This window comes from Rugosimonospora acidiphila, assembly GCF_039543385.1.
Taxonomy (GTDB): domain Bacteria; phylum Actinomycetota; class Actinomycetes; order Mycobacteriales; family Micromonosporaceae; genus Rugosimonospora; species Rugosimonospora acidiphila.
The window spans coordinates 94185-114077 of the sequence record NZ_BAABJQ010000011.1 but is presented as its reverse complement, the minus strand read 5'-3'; the positions used below and the strand labels follow the sequence as shown (position 1 = coordinate 114077).

Here is a 19893-nt window from a genome sequence, read left to right as displayed (position 1 = left end):
CCTGTTCTTCCCCCGTTCCCGCGGACTCAGACCGAGCGGATCGAGTCGCCGCCGCTCGTGTCGGTGGCACCGACCTTGGCGAACGTGTTGACGACGTCGAGTCCGGACTGCGAAACCGTCTGCCCAGCGTCGACGGCCCCCTTCTGGGTCTGGTCGGCGGGCTTCACATACCCCTGGCGGTACGCGCTGGCGTAATCGTCGTCGTGGCCCTCCGGGTGCTGCTCCTCGACCTGCTTAATGTCGTCGATCAGCTTGTTGGTCAGCTCCGTGAGTTCGCTACCGAAATCGACGATGCGCATGGCGAGGTTGATGGCCTCGTCGGGTCCACCATTTGTGACGCTAACGGTCGGCTGACTCATCGCCGTCCTCCTCCTCGCGCGACAGCTCACTGTCGTGGGTCTCCATCAGCTTCCTGATGTTGAGTGGGCCGAGATTGTTCATCCGCATGTCGCTCGGGATCTTTTCGTCGAGCAGTTCGCGGCTGCGCCGGTTCGCGTCATCGACCGCGGCACGCACCGTGGCCACGACGCTCGCGGCGAGAGCCTTCGAGTCGGGCCGTCGGTAGATTTTGGGGTCGATGTCGAGCTCGATGAGCTGGCCCCGGGGACCGACCACCGCCTTGATGAGACGATCCTGCGACCAGGCGGTACCCGTGATCTTCATCATCTTGCGCTGGGTCTCGTCGAACCCGTCGATCGCCCGGCGCAGGTCGTCGAACTGGGCGTACACCGCGCCCCAGTCCGGCCGCTCAATCATCGTCGTTCCTCTCGGTCACCGTGCTGCCACGACGAATGCCCGGGCGGTCGCCGGTCGGCATTGCGCCGCAGCCTAGCTAAGCCCAGCATGATCGGTTCGCGCAAGGTCAACCGGCCCGGGTGGAGCGAGTGCCGCCGCCTCGGGCGCTGGCGTGTCTGCCTCACGACCGTGGGGAAGCGCGGCGCGGTCGCAGTGGCTGCCGCCGCACCACCGACCGGCGCGTCCAGGTGGCCGGCCCACCGTCCGGGACGGTGACGGTCCACGCCACCACGTCGAGCAGGAGCGTGAGCCCCACCGGGTGCCGGCGAGAGGACAGGAACTCCAGCACGGTCGTGTCACCCTCGCGGCGCACCACGGGAGCGCTGATCAGCCCCGGGTCGACCTCCGGGTACCGCGACCAGAACTCCTCCGGCTCGTCGATGAGGTATCCCGGACGGCCGCTGCGATGTACGGCGCGCTCTCCCTTGTCGTCGGTGTAGAGCGCCGCCAGGAGCTCCGCGTAGGCCAGCGGGTCGAGGCCGGTGGCCAGCCTGGCTCCGAGGCCCGCGAGCACGACCCGGTCGTTGAGAAAATGCTCCCCGCCGTCGCGCTCGAACAACAATCCGTAGTACAGCTCCAGATGCGTGACACCGAGCGAGGTGAACACCAACAGCGCGTCATCCACCCACGCCTCATCCTGGATCCGCCACCGCGCCGGAAAGGCCTCGTACCGCACGTCGTCGGCGAGGACCACGACACGCTCGCGCAGGTCGTAGACCTTGGTCACCCGCTCCTCCGGGTGCATCACGAAGCGTTGTATCGCCCCGGCGATTCGGTCCGCCTGCATAGGAACGCTCGACCTCCCCGTACCGTCCCGGCCCTGAAGAGGATAGACGGCATATGCGCGGATAGGGCCGGGCGCCCTGTCGTCACCCCGGACCCGGCGGCTACCCTCGCTTCCGGACGCGGTGCGAAGCCGCCCGCCGATGACGCGAACAGACTGCTCGAACGGGGACGAGGAAGCGTGTGGGCATGACCGATCAGGTACCGGTCGGCTCGTCGCTCGCCGGCCGGATCGTGCACCTGCGCTCCCCGGTGCTGCGCCTGCGCTACCGCTACGGCGTCTACGTCACCCAGCGCGGGTACCCGGACTGGCAGCCGTACGCGTCGGCGATGGTGCGCCTGCCACCGGTCCCGGCCGGAATGGCGGCCGACGAGGCGCGGCTGGTCGACGTGCTCGTGGCGAACCGGCTGCTGTCCGACGCCCTGGCCGCGACCGGGCGCGCCGACGCGCCACCGGCGGACGGGGAGACGGTGCGGGGCGGCACGCCGGCCGGCTGGGTGTGGGCGCACTCCGGCGCGGAGCGGCGGCTCGCCCTGGTCCCCGCCGAGCTGCACGCGGCGTTCCGCCACCGGGGCGGGGTCGGGGCGATGAGGCCGGCGGCCGGACGGGGGCTGCCGCTGGCCGCCCCCGAGGGGCAGGTGCGGTTCCGCGCGGCGCGCCCCGTGTCGCGGGAGGCGATGAGCAAGCTGGAGGGCTGGCTGGGCACGCGGCTGCCCCATGGGTACCGCGATTTCCTGCTGGCCACCAACGGTGGCGTGCCGTCCGCGCCGGCCGTGCATCCCAGCGCCGGGTTCCTGGTCGACCAGCCGCTGTTCGGGCTGGCCGAGGCCGATCGCACCCGCGACCTGACGCACGCCCGGGTCTGGTTCGCCGACCGCTTCACCGGCGACTACCTCGCCGTCGGGCCGGTGCAGGGCGGCCTGCTCGCCATCAAGCTGCGCGGCGAGGGGGCCGGCTCGGTGTGGTACTGGGACGACGACGACCCTCGCGACGACGACCGGTACTCGCCGGCCGTGATCTGCCGCGACCTGCTGATCCGGTGCGCCGACGACTGGCCGGCCTTCGTGGACCAGCTGTCCACGGTTCCGGTCCGGCTGCGCCGGATCACGCAGGCGCGGCTGGAATCGGGACGCGCACGGCTGATCGCCGAACCGGACGCGGGCGCGGCGCTGCCCCGGTCGCGCCGGCCGCAGTGGCTCGGCCGGGTGGGTGAGCCGGTCGGCGAGGCGGCGGCCGGATCCGCCTGAGGTCGGCGCGCGGGCGGGCGCACCACGGCAACGCCTCGGGCCGCGCCGAGGCCAGCCCGCCGAAGACCGCCGTCGCGGCGAGTTCAGCCCGCCTGGAGCCGCTGCTCCGTGCGGTCGCGCAGCTCCGCCGCCGCGACCCAGGCCCGGTACACGCCCGGCTCGGAGCGCTGAGGTGGCCACCAGGGCGGCCCGTCCGGCAGATCCCCGAGGTACTCGACCAGCACCCGCGCGCCCGCGGGGTCGTCCCGCTCATCCAGGAGTACGACCGGCTCACCGCGCAGCGTCGCCACAGTGCGCCGGTACCCGAACCACTCGGCCTCCTCCGCCGGCATCAGCCGCCGGTACCGGTCCGGCCCGACCGGCTCGAAGCCCGGCTCGGGCCGGTCGGTGTACAGCCGGATCAGCGCGCCGTCCGGGCTGGCCGGGTAATCCCGGCCGCGCCAGCTCGCCCAGTAGCCGTTGACGCTCATGAGCCGAGGGCCGCCCGCAGCAGCCCCGCGTCCGGGGTCCGCACCCAGCGCTGGGTGTCGGCGTCGTAGCTGGCCACCGGGGTAGTCCGGCCGGCCGCGTCGATCCGGAAGAACTGGGCACCGTGCGGTAGCACCGCCGCGTGGCTGTGCAGCAGCGTCACCGTCGCGGGCCGGCGGGCCGGCGGATGCAGGTCGGGGCAGGGCGCGAGCCACCGGATCGCGTGCACCTCACGGTCGTCGGGCCGGAACGGCTCGCCGAGCCCAACAGCGGCGTACAGCCGCGCCGGTGTCTCCAGGTCGCTGACCTCGTCGTGGGCGCACACCGCGCCGCTGACGAGGTGGCCGTGCCCGTTGAGGTACCAGTCGACCAGGTCGGGTGGCACCAACTTCTGCAGCATCATCAGCCGCCGCTCGCCGGGCCGCACCGGCACAGGCCCCGCCGGCACCGGCGACGCATCCGGTTCCGATACCCCCGTCGAAGCCGCGCCGACCAGCTCGTCGGCCCAGCCGATGAAGCCGAGCACGTGCTCGCCCGGAAGGTCCAATTCGATCGACGTGCCCGGGGCGACCATCAGCGCGACGGAGGGCCCTGGCCAGTCCAGCACCAGGTCCAGCAGCGCGATCGGCTTCGTGGGCAGGCCGTCCGGCACCCGCTCCGGCGCGGTGAACACCGCTATCGTCGCCCGCGGCGCCGGCCAGCGCAGCCACTGGCCGTCCGGCAGCACGGGCACGTGCACCTCGCCGGTCACCAGGGCGCCGATCAGCCCCTCGGTGTCCCCGGCATCCAGCGCGTCCACAATGGCGCGCTCGGTGTCGTTGACCGGCACCAGCTCATCCAGGTCGCCCGCGTACACCGGAGCCGCCTCGATCCCCCCGGCTGCGCCGTCCACCGGTGCCCCGAAGGGCATGTACCCCTGGATCGGCAGGCCGGGGTCGACCGCGAGTTGCCACTGGGGATTCGGCCAGTCCTCGGCCAGCTCCGCGTAGCGGATGGTGCGGTACCCGTCGATCCCGGTGAGGGTCGCGGCCAGGCTCTCCGGCGAGGTGAAGGTGAGCAGATAGGTCTGGTCTCCCGCGGTGGTGGTAACCACCCGCGGTTCGTCGGGGCCGGTGAAGCCGGGCAGGTACAGCGTGGCGCCCATCAGCGCCCGGAAGTACGCGGTGGTGTCCCCGTCGCGCAGCGCGTCGGCCATCGCGCGCTCGGTGTCGTTCGCGGGAGTCCACGTCGGCTCGGCGCTGGCGGTCATGCCACCCTCCTCGCCGGCCGTCGACCTCCCCTGGACCGGCCCACCTTAGCTCAGCGCCTCCCACCAGCTTCGTCGCCCGGGCTCGGCGCCCGGCCACGTCGGCGCCTACCGGCGGGTGTGCCCGGCCGGCTACGCTGACGTGGCACGCCGTGATCATCGGCGCGCCGCACGGCAAGCACGAACGGGGAACCGAGGAGCGCAGGTGAGTCTGGAACCGCCGGATACCTCTTCCGAGCCGTATGCCGGCCAGACCCAGACGAACACGGGCTCGGAGAAATGGCTGTCGAGCTACCAGACCATCAAGGCCGACTTCGGCAGCATCGCGGCGTACGCGTTGAACATGTTCACCGCGGCGCAGGACCTGCAACCGGCGGTCATGGCGCTGTTCCAGATTCCGGAGCTCATCAACGAAGCCTTCCGCAGCGGCGGCATGAATCAGCTCCCTGAGGGGGAGCTGGCCGCCGTTTACTCGACCGGCAATTTCCAGGACCTGACGAGCATGCTGAACGACCTGCACGTCGGCCTGCAGAACACCGCGTTCGCGGCGCAGACCATCTCCGACTCGTACCACCTCACCGACGGCATGAGCGCGCACGATCTCAACAGTGTGATCAAGGTCGACGGCGTCGACTTCGCGTTCGGAATGGGCGGGAGCCGGCCCGAAGGTCTCGACAAGCGGATCGGCGAGACCTGGGCCCAGGACGAGCAGAAAGAGGCCATCAAGGCCAGCAAGGCCGGCGCCAACGCCCCAGCGCTCAACTACGCCTCCGACCCGAACCAGCTGGGCGGCAAGGTGGCGGTCACGTGGGCCGGACCAAACGGGATCAAGGACACGACGATCACCTACCAGGACGGCAGCAAGATCATCATCGAGGAGTCCGGCGGCGGCGGTGGAGCCACCATCCGCGACACCTACATCGTCGGCGCGGACGGCAATGTCCAGTCGTCGAGCCGGGAAATCACCACCACCAAGGGCGGCACCACCACCGTGGTGAGCCAGGCGCCCAACAAGAACGGCGAGTTCCACGAGACCGGGCGACAGTCCACCACCACCAAGGTCGACTCGACCGGCGCCAAGGTGACCACCACCAAGTCGAGCAGCGTCCAGAAGGGCAAGGAGACGCCCAACAGCACCACGGTGAAGACGCAGAACCCGGACGGCAGCACCGAGACGGACACCACCACGATCACCCAGGAAAAGGGCGGCAAGACCTCCAAGCAGACCGACAAGCTTGCCGTGGGCGGCAACGACGGGGACATCAGCGACCAGAAGGGCGCCAACGACCCGAAGGCGCAGGCCGACAAAAAGGACACCACCTTCACCCAGCGGGCGCTCACGTGACGGCGCGGGCCTCGGTCGGGACCACGGCGGCGCGGCCGGCGGTGGCCGCACCGTGAGTGACAGCGGCGCCGACAACTTCGGGTACCAGGGCAACGATTACCAGCACGGCTTCTCCGGCGACACCGGCACCTACACGCAGACGCAGCTGCCCGCCAAGTACAAGCCGACCCCGAAACCGGACAGCAACTTCAAGTACCCGTACGACTACGACGAACAGAAGCTGTCCGACTCGATGCGCGACATCGAGAACATCAGGGCGACCATCAAGGCGCAGCAGCCGGGCAGCATTTCCGCGTTGGCCGACTACTGGGTCAAGATCGTCCAGCTGCTCGACACGGTGCAGAAGGCCGTCACGAGCAACGCCAACGCGCTGCACAGCGGCAACGACCACGGTTTCGCCGGCTGGTCGTCGCCCGCCGCCACCGAGTTCCTGCGTTGGGGCCCCGGCGCCACGCTCTACTCGCTCAAGCAGTGGACCGACGCCGCCAACGCGAACGTGCGTGGACTGCGCGCGCTGGTGGATGCCGTGCTGCAGGCGCACGCCGACATTGACCTGGCCTGGGAGGGCTACGTCGAGGAGTCCAAGTCCGACAAGGCCGGCCTCCTGCAGGAGTGGACGTACGACCCGACCGCGATCCCCGAGGCGCAGCGCAAGCAGCTGCCCGGGCCGGTCGCCGACAAGATAAGTCAGATCTACGAGCACCAGACCGCCATCTGGCGCAAGTGGAGCGTGAAGGCGCAGGGCATCGCGTACGAGCTGTCCCAGAAGTACTACGCCCAGTTGGAGGGCGACATCGGGGACGGGCGCGGTACCCGCTTCGAGGGGCCGTCCAACGCGGTGATCGACAACCCGATGGGAAGGACCGTCCCGCCGCCCGGCAGGCCGCCCGGTGGCCCTCCCCGCGCGGCGCCCCCGCCCGCACCGCCGCCCGGTGGGGCGGGCGCCGCCCCGCCACCTCCGCCGCCCGGTGCATCGGCCGCGCCACCGCCGCCCCCACCCAACGCCTCGGCCCCGCCACCACCACCGGACAATCCGCTGAACCAGCTCACCAAGCTGGCGGCGGACCCCCCACCGCCGCCAGCGCCGGAGCCGCCACCCGCGGCGGACACGCCCGCACCGCTGCCCGACGCGCCGCCCGGCAGCTCCCCGCTGCTGAGCCCGAACACCGCGCTGCTGCTCGGGCTGACTCCGCCGCCCGGGCCGGGCCTGACGGGGAACGCGCCGCCCGGAGCGGGTTCGGGGCCTGGCCTGTTCGACCGCTCGACGTCCGGCGTCAACGCACCCCCCGGCTCGAACGGACTGCGGGGCACGCTCACCAGGTCGGGGGTGCTCGGCAAGCAACAGGGCATGCCGCGCCCGCCGGCCGCCGAGGGGGCGCACGAGTCAGCTCCGCCCGGCGGCCAGGGCCGCGCGCAGGTGTCCCGGCCACGGTCGAGTGCGCCGCCCCAGGGCGAGGAGCCCGAGGGCTCACCCGGGCGGCGCGGCACGGCGCGGCCCGGGCAGGGGCCGGGCGACGCCAAGCGGCCCGGCGCCCCGGCGTTCGGCGACGAGGACCTGTTCAAGCGCGGCACCGCGGCCTCGGCGTCCGTGCTGGGCGGCCGGCGCACCAACGGCGTACCCAATGGGTTCCAGGACGAGCCGCCGCCCCGGACGGGCCCGACCCGGCCTGGTACCTCGCCGTCCGTGCTCAAGGCGGCCAAGCCCGGCCGGGGCACTCCCGGCGCCGGGGCGCCGGTGGACGAACCGTTCGGCGGCGAGCCCGGCCAGCCGGGCGCGCTGCGGCCGGTGCTCGGCTCCCCGGCCCGGCACCGCGACCGGGCACCGGACGAGCGGCTGGAGGAGATTCCGCGCGGGCTGCGTGCCGCGCGGCACGCGGCCGGTGCGGCGCCGCAGGCCGGACCGGCCGAGCTGGCCGCCCGGCACCGGCACGCCGCCGATTCGGCCGCGACCGACACCGGTGCGCACCCGGAGGAGGTCGACGACGTGTCCCGCGTGGTCAGCGACGAGGAGGCCTGGGCGGTACAGACCCCGGGCGGCCCGGTGCTGACCGGCCGCGCCGAGCAGCCCGGGTACCAGGCCGAGCACCGGCCGGTGCTAGGCGGTGGGGGCTGAGCGCCGCCGAGCACCGGCCGGTGCTAGGCGGTGGGGGCTGAGCGCCGCCGAGCACCGGCCGGTGCTAGGCGGTGGGGGCTGAGCGCGCGCCGTGCACACGAGGTCGAGCCGGGGCGGCGCCCGCCCCGGCTCAGGCCGCCGGCCAACGCTCCTGGCGCGGGGCGGACAGCTCCATCTGCCTGACCCAGGCCCAGCACACACCGGGCTCCGGCCGGTCGGCCGGCCACCACTGCGGGCCGTACGGCAGGTCGCCGCAGTACTCCACGAGGGACTGGCCGTCACGCTCGACGAGCAGCACGACCGGCTCCCCACGCAGCATCGCGACGGTGCGCACGTAGCCGAACCACTCGGCGTCCCGAGCCGGGATCACCCGCCGGTACCGTCCTGGGAAGACCACCTCGAAGCCGGGCTCGGGGCCGGTCGTGTACAGCCTGAGCAGCGCACCGTCGGGCGTGGCCTCGTAGTCGCGCCCCTGCCACCGGGCGCGGTAGCCGTTGACCACGCTCGGTGGTGCCGCCATCGGCTCGGGCCGGACCGTTTGCGGCGCCGCCACCCAACGCCGCAGATCGGCGTCGAAGCTGGCGACCCAGCTCGACCCGGCCTGGCCCAGCCGGTGCAGTTGGGCCCCGTGCGGCAGGGTGGCCGCGCGGACCCAGAGCACGGTGACGGGGCCGCCGGTGGGCACCGGGCGATACAGCCCGGGGCAGTCGGCCGCCCAGCGGATGACGTGCACCCACGGTTCGCCGGGTTGGAAGGCGCCGCAGGCTCCCGCGCTCGCCGCGTACAGGTCGGCCGGGGTACGCGGGTCGCCGAGCTCGGCGTGCCGGTACACCGGGCCGCTGACCTGAGCCCACTGCCCCCGCAGGTAGGACTCGACCTGCCGGAGCGGCACGATTTTCAGCCGCGGCTCGGTCGGCGGCGGCGCCACGACCCGCGCGACGCCCACGGACCGGGCCGCGACCGACCCTGCCGGCACCTCCGACTCCTCGACCGGCACGTCCGGCTCCTCGACCCGCACCGTGTCCTCGACCGGCGCAGGCTCCTCGACCGGCGCAGGCTCCTCGACCGGCTCGGCCGAGTCCTCGGCCGGCATCACGTCCGCCGGTATGGCCGGAAACGCCGCCCGACCCGCAACTCCCTCGGTGACCAGGCCTATCGGCATGAACGCCTGAATGGGCAGGCCCGGATCGAGCGCCATCAACCACTCCGGATCCGGCCACTTCGCTCGCAACTCCGGATAGCTGGTGGTGAGTAAGGAGTCCACGCCCTCCAACCGGTCGGCCAGCGCCTCGGTCGAGGTGAACACGAGCAGGTACGTGTGCTCGCTCGACGTCATCGTGACCGGTTGCTGGCCTGCGGACTCGCCCAGTCCGGGGAGGTAGAGCGCCGCGCCCTCCAGCGCCTGGAAGTACGCCCTGTCGTCACCGCGCAGCAACGCCTCGGCCATCGCCGTCTCGCCGTCGTTGGCCGGTGTCCACGTTGGTTGTGCCACTACCGCCGCCCCAGTCGAAGACGCACCCGGGCCGGTTGGGGTGATGCCGACCCGGTACGTCATGCCGACGCACGACCATACCGAACCCGCGATGGTGCGGCCGACTTCGCGCGGCGGCGGCTGCGGTAGAGTTTGCCGTCTCCCGATCCCGAGCAGGCGGAGCGATGGCACAAACTTTGTCGGTCTCCCCACGGCAGCCAGGCGCCCTCCCGACGATTAAGGATGCGCTTGAGGTCGCCGACGACGACGCGGTCATCACCATCGCGCCCGGCACCTACAACGAAACGGTGCTGCTTCAGGGGCGCCGGCTGAGTCTGGTGGCGGGCGGCGAGCCCGGAAGTGTGATTATCACCTCCGAGACGCCCGGACAGGCGACTATCACCTGTCGTGACAGTCAGATCACGCTGCAGGGATTGACGGTGCGCGCCGGCGACGCACCCGCCGTCGCGAGCATGCGCGGCCGCCTGAGGATCCGCCAGTGCGAGGCGAGCGCGCGCTTCGCCGCCGCGATCAGCGTCAGCGACGGCGCGGTCATCGAGGCCACCGAGGTGAGGGTGACCGGCGGCCAGTACGGCATTCTCATCGAGGACTCCGGCGGGTCCCTCGACCGGTGCGAGATCCGCGACGTCGGCGAGGACGGCCTCATCGTGCGGCTCGGCGCGGATCCGACCATCCGCGATACGGTCATCACCGGCAGCGGCTACCGCGGCGTGTACGTGTACCAGGGCGCCCGGCCGACGCTCGAGCACTGCGAGGTCGCCGAGTCCGGCGACATCGGCATCGCCATCGCGCACCAGAGCGCGCCTACCCTGCGCAGTTGCCAGATCGTCGGCGCCGGTGGCGTCGGCATCACGGTGGGCCGGGGCTGCCGCGGGCTCATCGAGGGCTGCACGGTGGAGAAGTGCGCCGCGCCGGGCATCCAGGTGGACGAGGGCGCCGCGCCGCAGATCGTGGAGGCGCGCGGCGGCACGGTCGGGCCCCGCTCCGTCGACGCCAAGCCCGACGGCGCCGGTCAGCAGGATCCGGAGCGGGTCGAGCGGCTGCTCGCCCAGCTCGACGCGATGGTGGGCCTGGCCGGGGTCAAGGAGGAGGTGCGCGCGCTGATCGACGAGATCCAGGTCAACGAGTGGCGCCGCGATGCCGGGCTGGCCGTCGGCGCGGTCAGCCACCACCTCATCTTCACCGGCGCGCCCGGAACGGGTAAGACCACCGTGGCCCGGATCTACGGCGAGCTACTCAAGGCGCTCGGCGTGCTTCCCGGCGGCAAGTTCAAGGAGGTCGCCCGGCGCGACCTGGTCGGCCAGTACATCGGCCACACCGCGGAGAAGACCAACGCCGTGTTCGAGGAGGCGCTCGGCGGGGTGCTGTTCATCGACGAGGCCTACACCCTGTCCCGCTCGAGCGGCGGCGGGGCGGACTTCGGCCGGGAGGCCATCGACACGCTGGTCAAGCTGATGGAGGACCACCGGGACGCGATAGCCGTCATCGTCGCCGGGTACACCGGCGAGATGCTCGAGTTCCTGGACGCCAACGCGGGTCTGGCGTCGCGTTTCGCGAAGACCCTGGAGTTCGCGAACTACAGCCCCGACGAGTTGGTGCTCATCGTCAATCGCATCGCGCACGGCGACGACTACCTGCTCGCCGCCGGCCTCGACGACGCGCTGCGCGAGTGGTTCGGCCAGGTCGAGCGCGACCAGAACTTCGGCAACGCGCGTGAGGCACGCCGGCTGCTGGAGAGCATGCGCAAGGCGCAGTCCGGCCGGCTGCGCAAGCTCGGCCGCGTCCCGGACCGCGATGACCTGCGCACTCTGGTCCTCGACGATCTGCTCGGCGCCACCCGGTAGCGGCGCCGCCCACCCCGCTCCGCCGACATCCCACGTCGGCCGGTTACGATCACCCGTACGAGGACGATTACGGTAGGAGAACTCCGCCGGCCGCGCCCGTGGCCCGCCTCGACGACACCTGATAGCCTCCGGCCGAGTGGACCCGCGTATGTCGATTGAGCCGCTGGTACCCGACCTACCCGGGTACGGCGATGTGACGCTGATCAGCACCGGCAGCTCGTCGCTGGTGTTCCGTGCGGTGCAGACCAGGTTGTCGCGCACCGTGGCCATCAAGGTGCTGCTCGTCGACGGGGACTCCGCCCTGCAGGCGATGTACCAGCGCGAGCTGGAGACGACCGTGCTGCTGTCCAGCCAGCCGCACATCGTCGGCATCATCGACACCGGTACCACCAGCGCCGGCAACCCGTACATCGTCATGGAGTACTGCCCCGGCGGCTCGTACGCGCAGATCCTCAGGCAGCGCGGCCCCCTGCCCGTCGACGAGGTGGTTGACGTCGGCATGAAGGTCGCCGAGGCGCTGCAGGCCGCGCACGACGTGGGCGTCCTGCACCGGGACGTGAAGCCGTCCAACATCCTGCGCTCCGCGTTCGGTCCGTCGCTTGCCGACTTCGGCATCGCCCGCGCCCCGCACATGCTGTCCAGCACCATGAGCGTCAACCGGATGACGCCGCACCACGCGTCGCCGGAGGCGATGCGCAAGGACGACCAGACGGCGGCCTCCGACCTGTACAGCCTCGCCTCGACCATGTGGCAGTTGCTGACCGGACAGCCGCCGTTCGTCGATGCCAAGCGCACCGACCTGGACAGCCTGCGCCAGCGGGTGCTCAACGAGCCGGCGCGGCCGGTGCCCCGGCCGGACGTGCCCAGTTGGCTGCAGCATGAGTTGCTGACCGCGCTGGCCAAGGACCCGGCCGCCCGGCACCCCAGCGCGGCGGCGTTCGCCGAGGCCCTGCGATTCCACGCCTACAACACGCCGACCGGCGCACCCGCCTCGGCACCGCCCGCCATGCCGGCCGGCCCGGTCGGCGCGCCGATGTCGGGGGTACCGCAGCAGTACGCCCAGCAGTACCCGCCTCAGCAGTACGCCCAGCAGTACCCGCTGCAGGGGTACGGACAGCAGTACCCGCTGCAGGGGTACCCCTCTCAGCCGTACTCGCCGCTGGTTCATCCGCAGCAGGAGTACCCGCAGCAGGAGTACCCCCAGCAGGCACCGGCGGTGCCCCAGCCACCCGCCCCGCCGCAGGCGTACCAGCCGCAGCCGCCGGCGTACCAGCCCCCGCCGCAGGCACCCGTTCAACCGCAGGCGTACCCACCCCAGCCACCGGTGGTGCCGCACCTGCCGGCGGCGATGGCGTCGGCCCCGCCGGCGGCGCCGACCAGCGCGCCCAGGGACGCGTTCCGCTGGCCGTCGGCCGCACCCACCCGCCGCGACGAGCCGGTGGTGGAACAGGCCGCTCCGGTGCTCGATCCGGCGGCCAAGGAGGCGGCGGGCGCCTCCACGATCCTGTGGCACGACAGCCCGGCCGCTGAGTCCTCCGCCGGAACCTTCGGTGAGCCAGCCGCCGACGGGGCCGAGCCCGACCCGCAGCCGGCCGGGCCGGACCACGAGGAGGACGCCAACCCGCCGGCAGAGGAGCCGGACGATGGCCGGATGTCGCTCGACGACCTGCTGCGGCCCATCGACGAGGAGCCGGACGAGCCCGGGCCGCACGATCTGCCGCCCGCGGAGGTCTCGAACGGCGCGGCGCTGACTCGGCCGACGGAGTTGCGCCCCACCCTCACCCCGCCGCACGAGACCCAGGCACCGGTCTCCGCCCCGCCCACCCCGTCGTACCCGGTCGGCCCGGTCTCGAGCCCGCCAGGTCAGTTGGGCTGGCCCGGCGAAGGCGGGTACAGCTACCCGTCCGGCCAGCCGATGTCGGGACCCCCGATGTCGGGCCCCCCGATGTCCGGCCCGCCGATGTCCGGCATGCCGATGTCCGGACCACCCATGTCGGTGCCGCCGCTGTCGGGACCGCCGATCTCGGGCGACCCTTTCGCCCCGCGACCGATGTCGGGCTCGCCGATGTCGAACGGGCCGATGATGGGTGGCCCCATGTCCGGCGCGCCGTCGTCGGGCGGGCCGTACGACCAGATCCCCCGGGACCGGTTCGGCAACCCGGCGCCTCCGTCCCGGCCCGGGCTCGAATTCCGCAAGGTCCCGGTCAAGCCCGGCCGGCCCCGGTCGCGCGACTCGGAACGGCCGCGGATACCGCTGGTCGCGATCGGCGCCTTCGTTGGGCTGATCGTGTTCGTGGTCATCGGCATCAAGTTCGCCGCGGGCGGCGACTCGTCCAAGCCCAATTCGGCCAACGTGGCCGGCGTGTCGCCCCAGGCGACCGCGGTCAACTCGCCGGCAGGCAAGCCGTCGGCCGCCAAGCCCCCGGCGGGCAAACCCCCGGCCGCCAAGCCCCCAACGGGCAAGCCCAACCCGACGGTCACCGCCAACCTCACCCACGAGGGTGCGCCCACCGACGTCAAGCTGACCGACAAGCACACCAGCATCACCCTGACGTGGACCGATCCGGCCCACGGCACCGTGCAGTTCTACGTGCTCGGCGCGCCCGCGCCCAACGTGCCGGCGCTGGTGGGCAGCGTCCCCGCGGGCACCACCACGTACACCCAGGACGGCGTCAACACGAGCGTCGACTACTGCTACACGGTGGCGGCGATCTACAGCGCCTCCGACTACGCGATCTCGCCCCAGGTGTGCACCAACCGGCGCAAGTGAACGACCGACCGGCCGCCGGGCCCGGCGGCCGGTCGCGGTTGCCGGCCCTCAGGCGCTATCTCCGGAGCCTGTGCTCGCCTCGCCAAAATGCGGCTGCGGCTGCGCTCAGGCGCTATCCCCAGAGCCTGTGCTCGCCTCGCCAAAAAGCGGCTGCGGCTGCGCTCAGGCGCTATCCCCAGAGCCTGTGCTCGCCTCGCCAAAAAGCGGCTGCGGCTGCGCTCAGGCGCTGATCGAGATGCCGATCCCGCCCCGGGTCTGGCCGCCGTAGCGGGCCTTTTCCCGGTCCAGGTCGAGGCGGCCGATGCGCATCCGGGCCGAGCGCGCCTCGTCGTCGAGCAGGTCCGCCGGGATGATCCAGGCGATCTCGAACTCCAGGCCGTCCGGGTCCTGGCCGTACAGGCTCTTGGTCGTGCCGTGGTCGCTCGCGCCCACCAGCGCCCCGGCCCCGGTCAGCAGCCCGCGCAGCCGCTCCAGCTCGTCGAGGGTGTCGACCTCCCACGCCAGGTGGTAGAGGCCGACCGTGGACCGCCCGGCCGGCGACGGGCCGGCCGCCGCGCCGATCTCGAACAGGCCGAGATCATGATCGTTGTTCGAGTCGGGGGCCTGCAGGAACGCCATGCCCGGGCCGGTCGTGACCGCCCGGAAGCCCAGCACGTCACGGTAGAAGGCGACGCTGCGCTCGACGTCACGGACGTAGAGCACCGCGTGGTTGAGGCGATGGATAGGCATCGTGGGGTCCCTCCTGATACGTGACCACAACGGTACGGCGGCCAGCCGGCCAGCGCGCCCGAGCGTGCCGTAGGCCACGCCCGCGCGGGGGCGAGGGTGCGACAGCATCAACCGGCCGGGCCGGCTGCCTCAGTCCTCGGTGCCGAGCGCCTCGAGCGCCGGCAGCGCCGCGGCCAGCGCGGCCCGCTGCTCCTCGGGAAGGCGGGCCATCCAGGCGTCGAGCAGCGCGGTCCCCTGCGAGCGCACCTCGTCCAGCAGCGCGGCGCCGGCCTCGGACAGCGCCACCCTGGTCGACCGGGCGTCGACCGGATCCGGGCTGCGTACGATCAGCTCCCGCTCGTCCAGCAGGGCCAGCAGCCGGGTCATGGTGGGCGCGGTCATCGACTCCCGGGCGGCCAGCTCACCGAGCCGCAGCGGGCCGTACTTCTCGATCGACGCCAGCGTGGACAGCTGCAGTGGCGACACGCCCATGTCGGCCTTAAGCCGGATCCTCCGGTACAAACGGGCCACCGCTATGCGCAGGCGCGCCGCGAGATGGGGATCTGCTTCAACCGGCGCGGTCATCACCGGCCACTCCCTTCGAACTGCGGGGCCGTGGTCAGGCAGACTACCGCGCCAGCAAGGTTACCGGCCGTAACACGTCAGGCATCGGCCGCCGCCAACTCGCCGATCCTGCTTCTCGCCGCTCAGGACGCCGAGCGCAGCCCGTTCACGGCGAGGTCGGCCGCGTGCTGGATCTGGTCGATGCCGTTCTGCTCGCTGGGGTGGTAGTTGGACAGCACCACCACCAGCCAGTCGTGCCCGGGCTCGATGATCCGGCCGACGCTGTTGACGATCCATTTGTAGTTGTCGGCGCTGTAGGACAGCCAGCCGTTCTTCACGTACACGTTGGTCGCCTGCTTGCTCGCGGCGTCGGGAACCCCCCCAGCGCTGATCGCTCTCCACCCGGTTCATCAGGCTGAAGATGTAGTCGCAGCTGGCCGCGTCCAGCGGCCCGGGGGTGCCGTGGCCGGCCGCGGAGGCGGGCGGCGCGCCGTCCGGCGGGTCGGTCGGGGTGTTGGCGGCCGGCGGGTTGCTGATCACCTGCAGCAGCCGCAGCTGGTCGGCGGCGGTGGTCTTGGTCAGCCCCCAGTACCCGTCCGTGCCCGGGACGGTCTCGGTGAGCCCGAACACCCGGTTCGCGGCGGCGAGCCCGTCGGCGCCGCCGAGGTCGTTCCACAGGGCGGTGGCCGCGTCGTTGTCGCTCTGCGTGATCATTTTGACCGCGTTGGCGTCCTCGGTCGAGCTCAGCTTCTGGTTGGCCTGCTGGTGCTGGTAGAGCACGGTGGCCAGGATGTCGACCTTGATGATGCTGGCGGTGTCGAACTGCTGGTCCTGCTGGTAGAGGACCTTCTCGCCGGTGTCCTGGTCGAGCAGGGCGAGCGCGGCGTGGGTGCCGGACGGGCCGAGATACGACGCCACCGCCGCGCGAACGGCGATCGCCGGATCGACCTTGGGCGACGGGGACGGGCTGGGGGACGCGCCGCCCCAGGTGGTGGTCCCGCTGGCGGAGGCGCTCTGGCCGCCCGGGCCGGCGTACACGCCGTAGATGATCACCATCGCTCCGGCCAGCACGATAGCGATGATCACAGCTCCGACCGTGCCTGGCCGTCCCGATGCACGCGACATGGGCCCCACAATGGACCTGAATTGTCCCCATTAGGTAAACGGAAGGTCACTATTAGGTCAACGAGATCAACTCGGCTCGCCGCCAACTTCCAGGACCCTCACAGGGAGTTCCAAGTTTCGGCCGGTACACCGTAACTGCAGCTAGACCGGCTAGTGATGAACCGTGGGGGTGGAGTGCGGTGACCGATGTGTCGAGCCGCCAGACCAAGGTGCTCGTCGTTGACGACGAGCCCAACATCTCGGCACTGCTCTCCGCGACGCTACGCCTGATCGACTTCGATGTCCGTTCCGCCGGCGGCGGCAACGAGGCACTGCTGGCCGCCGCCGAGTTCCAGCCCGATCTCGTGGTACTGGATGTCATGCTGCCCGACCTGGACGGCTTTCAGGTTGCCCAGCGGCTGCGCTCGGGCGGGCGGCCGGTGCCCGTGCTGTTCCTCACCGCCCGCGACTCGGTGGAGGACCGGATCTCCGGCCTGACCGTCGGCGGCGACGACTACGTGACCAAGCCGTTCAGCCTGGAAGAGGTCGTGCTGCGGATCCGGGCGATCCTGCGCCGCACCCACGCCGAGCCCACCCCGACGCCGGACGACGGGGTGCTGCGCTACGCCGACCTGGAGATGGACGAGGACGCCCACGAGGTACGCCGGGCCGGCAAGCTCATCGACCTGTCCCCCACCGAGTTCAAGCTGCTGCGGTACCTGCTGACCAACGCCGGCCGGGTGGTCAGCAAGGCGCAGATCCTCGACCGGGTGTGGAGCTACGACTTCGGTGGCGAAGGGCGCATCGTCGAGTCGTACGTGTACTACCTGCGCCGCAAGATCGATAAGGCTGCCCCTCCGCTGATCCACACCGTGCGCGGCGTCGGGTACGCGCTGCGCCTGCCCAGAGGCGCCGAGGAGTGATCCGCCGCCGGGGCCTGCGGCGCTGGCGACCTCGACGGTGGCGGCGCTGGAGCCTGCGGTCCCGGATGGTGGCGGCGATCGCGAGCCTGGCCGGCGTCGCGCTGATCCTGGCGAACCTGGCCGGCCTGTTCCTGCTGCACTCCTACCTGCTCGGCCGCATCGACCAGCAGCTGGCCAGCACCGTGAGCGCCTACGAGCACACCCCGGCGGCCAACGAGCCGGACCTGCCCGCCGCCCGCCCGCGCTTCCTGCAGAACCTCTCCCCCGAGCTTCGGGTCTACATCTTCGCGCCGGACGGCTCGCTGGTGCGGGGCAGCGCCGACAGCGGCGGCGGCGCGCCCGACCTGGGCTCGTTCGGGGCGCTGGCCGACCGGGCCGACGCCGGCCCGTACACGGCCCGGAACACGCGCAGGGGCGACCCGTGGCGGGTGCAGACCGCGCACCGCGAGGACGGCGACGTCGTCGCCGTCGCGGTGTCGCTGCGCCAGGTCGACGCGACCGCCGACCGGCTCTCCGCGATCGATTCCGCGGTCACCCTGCTGATGCTCCTGCTGCTCGGGCTGGCCGCCGCCTCGGTGGTGCGGCTCGGCCTGGCCCCGCTGACCCATATGGAGGACACCGCCGAGGCCATCGCCCGGGGCGAGGTGTCCCGGCGGGTCGAGGGCAGTGACCCACACACCGAGGTGGGCCGGCTGGGCATCGCGTTGAACACCATGCTCGGCCAGATCGAGGCGGCGCTGGCCGCCCGTACCGCGTCCGAACAGCGGCTGCGCCAGTTCCTCGCGGACGCCTCGCACGAGCTGCGCACCCCGCTGACCTCGATCCAGGGCTTCGCCGAGCTGTACCGGCGCGGCGGCGCCCCGCCCGGCCCGGCGCTGGACGAGGCGATGGGCCGGATCGAGTCCGAGGCCGCCCGGATGGCGCTGCTCGTGGCCGACCTCATGCTGCTGGCCCGGCTGGACCAGGAGCGGCCGCTGGACCGCTCGCCGGTCGACCTGCTGGCCATCGCGATGGACGCGGTACGCGACGCGCACGCCCGGGTACCGGGCCGGTTCATCCGGCTGGAGCCGTCCCCCGAGCCGCCCATGGTGTACGGCGACGAGCCCCGGCTGCGCCAGGTCGCCACCAACCTGATCGCCAACGCCCTCCAGCACACCCCGGCCGAGGCCGCGATCACGGTGCGGGTGGACACCGTGCGCCCGTCCGACGGCGAGCCGACCGCCGCGGTCGGGCGGGAGCCGGACCCGGGCACGCCGCTGGCCGTCCTGGAGGTCGTGGACACCGGGCCGGGGCTGACCCGCGCGGAGGCGGTCCACGTGTTCGAGCGGCTCTACCGGGCGGACCCGAGCCGCTCGCGGGCCGCCGCGCCGGCCGGCACCACCGCATCCGCCACCGAGGCCGAGTCCGCCAGCGGGGCCAGCGGGGCCGGGCTGGGGCTGGCCATCGTGGCCGCCATCGTCACCGCGCACGGGGGCCGGGCCGAGCTGCGCACCGCCCCCGGCGCCGGGTCCGCGTTCCGGGCCCTGCTGCCGCTGCGCACGCCGCCCGGCGCCCCCGCCGATGACGAAGAGGCGTGCGACGAGGAGCCGGGCGGCCAGGGGGTCGACGGCCGGAAGCACGGCGGCCAGGGGGCCGACGGCGGGGACGGGCCTTACCCGATCGAGCTGACCGGCTCGCCGCGGGGCTGAGTAGTCGCCCGGTCTGCCGGCGGCGGATCGGGCAGACTGGTGGCATGACCGACGAGAGGCGGGGACGGCTACGGGTCGAGACCGGCCACAAGCGGGTGCGCGCGTACCTCAACGGGGAGCTGGTCGCCGACACCCTGCGGCCGTTGCTGGTGTGGGAGGTGCCCTACTACCCGACCTACTACATCCCCTCCGGCGACGTGCTGGCCGAGCTGCGCGGCACCGGCGCCACCGACCACTCGCCGAGCCGGGGCGACGCCGACGTGCTGAACGTGGTGACCAAGCGCGGCACGGCGGCCGGGGCGGCCCGTTGGTACCGTGACTCGCCCGTCGAGGCGCTGCGCACCGCGGTCCGGCTGGACTGGGGTGCGATGCACGAGTGGCTGGAGGAGGACGAGCCGGTCTACACCCACCCCCGCGACCCGTACACCCGGGTGGACATCCTGGGCAGCGGGCGGCACGTGCGCGTGGAGCTGGACGGGGTGACCCTGGCCGACTCGCACAACCCCCGGATCCTGTTCGAGACCGGCCTGCCGCCGCGCTACTACCTGCCGATCGGCGATCTCCGCACCGACCTGCTGCGCCCCTCGCAGACCCAGACCCACTGCCCGTACAAGGGCACCGCCGCGTACTGGTCGATCGAGGTCGAGGGGCGCCTGCACGAGGACCTGGTGTGGATCTACCGCACCCCCCTGCCGGAGAGCCAGAAGATCGCCGGATTGGCCTGCTTCTACAACGAGAAGGTGGACATCGACCTCGACGGGGTGCGGCAGGAGCGGCCCCGGACGTTGTTCAGCTGACCCGC

General features: G+C 72.4%; 17 protein-coding genes. 8 read left to right on the top strand and 9 right to left on the bottom strand.

The window, feature by feature from the left end:
• Nucleotides 1–26 precede the first annotated feature (26 nt).
• The 3 genes from ABEA87_RS19965 to ABEA87_RS19955 all read right to left on the bottom strand — a co-directional run bounded on the left by ABEA87_RS19965 (nt 27) and on the right by ABEA87_RS19955 (nt 1582).
• Complete coding sequence (locus ABEA87_RS19965) at nt 27–359, bottom strand: hypothetical protein (RefSeq protein ID WP_345631591.1); 333 nt, start codon at nt 357–359, stop codon at nt 27–29.
• The gene (locus ABEA87_RS19960) at nt 340–756 is read right to left on the bottom strand and encodes a YbaB/EbfC family nucleoid-associated protein (protein WP_345631589.1); all 417 of its coding nucleotides are present in this window, start codon (nt 754–756) and stop codon (nt 340–342) included. The genes ABEA87_RS19965 and ABEA87_RS19960 overlap by 20 nt, the downstream gene beginning before the upstream one ends.
• Before the next feature lie 160 nt (nt 757–916).
• Nucleotides 917–1582: a hypothetical protein gene (locus ABEA87_RS19955; RefSeq protein WP_345631587.1), complete on the bottom strand. Its 666-nt coding sequence runs from the start codon at nt 1580–1582 to the stop codon at nt 917–919.
• A gap of 185 nt (nt 1583–1767) precedes the next feature.
• Between ABEA87_RS19955 and ABEA87_RS19950 the strand changes: the two genes are divergently transcribed.
• A complete protein-coding gene (locus ABEA87_RS19950; RefSeq protein ID WP_345631586.1) occupies nt 1768–2826 on the top strand; it encodes an SMI1/KNR4 family protein in 1059 nt (352 codons plus the stop codon).
• Nucleotides 2827–2909: 83 nt separating this feature from the next.
• On the opposite strand, the gene ABEA87_RS19945 is transcribed toward ABEA87_RS19950, so the two are convergent.
• Nucleotides 2910–3296: a hypothetical protein gene (locus ABEA87_RS19945; RefSeq protein WP_345631585.1), complete on the bottom strand. Its 387-nt coding sequence runs from the start codon at nt 3294–3296 to the stop codon at nt 2910–2912.
• Nucleotides 3293–4543, bottom strand: a complete 1251-nt coding sequence (locus ABEA87_RS19940; protein WP_345631583.1) for a hypothetical protein — start codon at nt 4541–4543, stop codon at nt 3293–3295. The genes ABEA87_RS19945 and ABEA87_RS19940 overlap by 4 nt, the downstream gene beginning before the upstream one ends.
• Nucleotides 4544–4745: 202 nt before the next feature.
• Between ABEA87_RS19940 and ABEA87_RS19935 the strand changes: the two genes are divergently transcribed.
• Both ABEA87_RS19935 and ABEA87_RS19930 read left to right on the top strand, forming a co-directional pair.
• Nucleotides 4746–5885, top strand: a complete 1140-nt coding sequence (locus ABEA87_RS19935) for a hypothetical protein (protein WP_345631582.1) — start codon at nt 4746–4748, stop codon at nt 5883–5885.
• A 52-nt stretch (nt 5886–5937) separates the two neighbouring features.
• Nucleotides 5938–7998 carry a hypothetical protein gene (locus ABEA87_RS19930; protein WP_345631580.1) on the top strand — a complete coding sequence of 687 codons (2061 nt, stop codon included), beginning with the start codon at nt 5938–5940 and terminating at the stop codon, nt 7996–7998.
• A gap of 130 nt (nt 7999–8128) precedes the next feature.
• On the opposite strand, the gene ABEA87_RS19925 is transcribed toward ABEA87_RS19930, so the two are convergent.
• The gene (locus ABEA87_RS19925) at nt 8129–9490 is read right to left on the bottom strand and encodes an SseB family protein (RefSeq protein ID WP_345631578.1); all 1362 of its coding nucleotides are present in this window, start codon (nt 9488–9490) and stop codon (nt 8129–8131) included.
• Nucleotides 9491–9654: 164 nt separating this feature from the next.
• Between ABEA87_RS19925 and ABEA87_RS19920 the strand changes: the two genes are divergently transcribed.
• Together ABEA87_RS19920 and ABEA87_RS19915 are read left to right on the top strand one after the other, a co-directional pair.
• On the top strand, nt 9655–11334 hold the full coding sequence (locus ABEA87_RS19920; protein ID WP_345631577.1) for a right-handed parallel beta-helix repeat-containing protein: 1680 nt from the start codon (nt 9655–9657) through the stop codon (nt 11332–11334).
• Nucleotides 11335–11482: 148 nt separating this feature from the next.
• Nucleotides 11483–14104, top strand: a complete 2622-nt coding sequence (locus ABEA87_RS19915) for a protein kinase domain-containing protein (RefSeq protein ID WP_345631576.1) — start codon at nt 11483–11485, stop codon at nt 14102–14104.
• A gap of 219 nt (nt 14105–14323) precedes the next feature.
• Here ABEA87_RS19915 and ABEA87_RS19910 read toward each other — a convergent pair whose 3' ends face one another.
• The 3 genes from ABEA87_RS19910 to ABEA87_RS19900 form a co-directional block, all read right to left on the bottom strand.
• A complete protein-coding gene (locus tag ABEA87_RS19910; protein ID WP_345631575.1) occupies nt 14324–14833 on the bottom strand; it encodes a VOC family protein in 510 nt (169 codons plus the stop codon).
• A gap of 129 nt (nt 14834–14962) precedes the next feature.
• The gene (locus ABEA87_RS19905) at nt 14963–15397 is read right to left on the bottom strand and encodes a MarR family winged helix-turn-helix transcriptional regulator (protein WP_345631573.1); all 435 of its coding nucleotides are present in this window, start codon (nt 15395–15397) and stop codon (nt 14963–14965) included.
• Nucleotides 15398–15457: 60 nt separating this feature from the next.
• A complete protein-coding gene (locus ABEA87_RS19900; protein ID WP_345631572.1) occupies nt 15458–16462 on the bottom strand; it encodes a serine hydrolase in 1005 nt (334 codons plus the stop codon).
• Nucleotides 16463–16680: 218 nt separating this feature from the next.
• Here ABEA87_RS19900 and ABEA87_RS19895 point away from each other — a divergent pair, with 218 nt between their 5' ends.
• The 3 genes from ABEA87_RS19895 to ABEA87_RS19885 all read left to right on the top strand — a co-directional run bounded on the left by ABEA87_RS19895 (nt 16681) and on the right by ABEA87_RS19885 (nt 19888).
• Nucleotides 16681–17403, top strand: a complete 723-nt coding sequence (locus ABEA87_RS19895) for a response regulator transcription factor (protein WP_345631570.1) — start codon at nt 16681–16683, stop codon at nt 17401–17403.
• Between the two features lie 65 nt (nt 17404–17468).
• The gene (locus ABEA87_RS19890; RefSeq protein ID WP_345631568.1) at nt 17469–19091 is read left to right on the top strand and encodes a sensor histidine kinase; all 1623 of its coding nucleotides are present in this window, start codon (nt 17469–17471) and stop codon (nt 19089–19091) included.
• Nucleotides 19092–19135: 44 nt separating this feature from the next.
• Entirely contained in the window at nt 19136–19888 is a 753-nt protein-coding gene (locus ABEA87_RS19885) for a DUF427 domain-containing protein (RefSeq protein ID WP_345631566.1), read from the top strand.
• The last annotated feature ends 5 nt before the right edge of the window (nt 19889–19893 follow it).